Source organism: Pseudomonas sp. CM25 (genome assembly GCF_013179705.1).
Lineage (GTDB): Bacteria > Pseudomonadota > Gammaproteobacteria > Pseudomonadales > Pseudomonadaceae > Aquipseudomonas.
Genome location: NZ_JABMCW010000633.1, coordinates 1 through 1,407 on the forward strand (window position 1 = coordinate 1; position 1,407 = coordinate 1,407).

Below are 1,407 nucleotides of genomic sequence, written 5' to 3' on the forward strand. Positions count from 1 at the left end.
CCAGTTGCCTGCCGCCAGAAGATGACAGCTACCGCGAGCTGCAGGACAAAGGCCTGCCGGTGATTGCCATCGACCGCCGCCTGGACCCCGCTCACTTCTGCTCGGTGATCAGCGACGATCGCGACGCCAGCCGCCAACTGGCCGCCAGCCTGCTGAGCGCGGCCCCACGCAGCATCGCCCTGATCGGCGCACGCCCCGAGCTGTCGGTCAGTCAGGCGCGCGCCGGTGGCTTCGACGAAGCCCTGCATGGCTATGCCGGTGAAGTGCGCCGCTATCAGGGCGAAGCGTTCAGCCGTGAGTGCGGCCAGCGCCTGATGCAGCAACTGATCGATGAGCTCGGCGGCCTGCCCGATGCACTGGTGACCACCTCGTATGTGCTGCTGCAAGGGGTGTTCGACACCCTGCAGGCACGCCCTGCCGATTCGCGGCAGCTGCAGCTTGGCACCTTCGGCGACAATCAGTTGCTCGATTTCCTGCCGCTGCCGGTCAATGCCATGGCCCAGCAGCATGGCCTGATTGCCGCCACCGCGCTGGAGCTGGCGCTGGCCGCGATCGAAGAAAAGCGCTACGAGCCTGGCGTGCATGCCGTCGGTCGCACATTCAAGCAACGCATCACTGCGGCCTGAACATGCGCCTGATCGACACCCACACCCACCTGGACTTCCCCGACTTCGACGCCGACCGCCCGCAGTTGCTGGCCAACGCGGCGGCGCGCGGGGTGGAGCGGATGGTGGTGCTGGGGGTGTACCAGGCCAACTTCCAAAGGGTATGGGACCTGGCTTGCGCCGATCAACGGCTGTTCGCGGCGCTCGGCCTGCACCCGGTCTACCTTGACCAGCACCGCCCGGAGCATCTGGCGCAGCTGCGCGAGTGGCTGGAACGCCTGCGGGGTAACCCACGGCTGTGTGCGGTGGGCGAGTTCGGCCTGGACTACTACCTCGAAGACCTGGACAAGACCCGCCAGCAGGCACTGTTCGAAGCGCAACTGCAAATGGCTTGCGACCTTGATTTGCCCGCCCTGTTGCACGTGCGCCGCAGCCATGCGCAGGTGATCGCCACGCTCAAGCGCTACAAGCCGGCGCGCGCGGGGGTGATTCATGCCTTTGCCGGCAGTTATGAAGAGGCCCGCGAGTACATCAAGCTGGGCTTCCGGCTCGGCCTGGGCGGTGCCGGCACCTGGCCCCAGGCGTTGCGGCTGCGCAAGACACTGGCGCGGCTGCCGCTGGACAGCGTTGTACTGGAGACCGATGCACCAGACATGGCGCCGGTGATGTACCCCGGGGTGCGCAACAGCCCGGAGCATTTGCCGGAGATTGCCGAGGCGCTGGCACAAGTTATGGGGGTGGAAGTCGCGGAGCTGGCCGAAGCCAGCAGCCGCAATGCTTGCGAGGTATTTGGCTGGTAGCG

General features: G+C 66.5%; 1 protein-coding gene and 1 pseudogene. Both read left to right on the forward strand.

The annotated features are described in order from the left end of the window. Positions 1-626, forward strand: a pseudogene (locus tag HP546_RS30210) (catabolite repressor/activator); the annotation flags it as partial. Positions 627-628: 2 nt separating this feature from the next. Further along, positions 629-1,405 (forward strand): TatD family hydrolase, encoded by a 777-nt coding sequence (locus tag HP546_RS30215; protein WP_172233527.1) that lies wholly within the window; start codon positions 629-631, stop codon positions 1,403-1,405. Positions 1,406-1,407 lie beyond the last annotated feature (2 nt).

Excerpts from the sequence above, each read along its gene's own strand:
- HP546_RS30215 (WP_172233527.1), top strand. The coding sequence starts at position 629 with ATGCGCCTGATCGACACCCACACCCACCTGGACTTCCCCGACTTCGAC.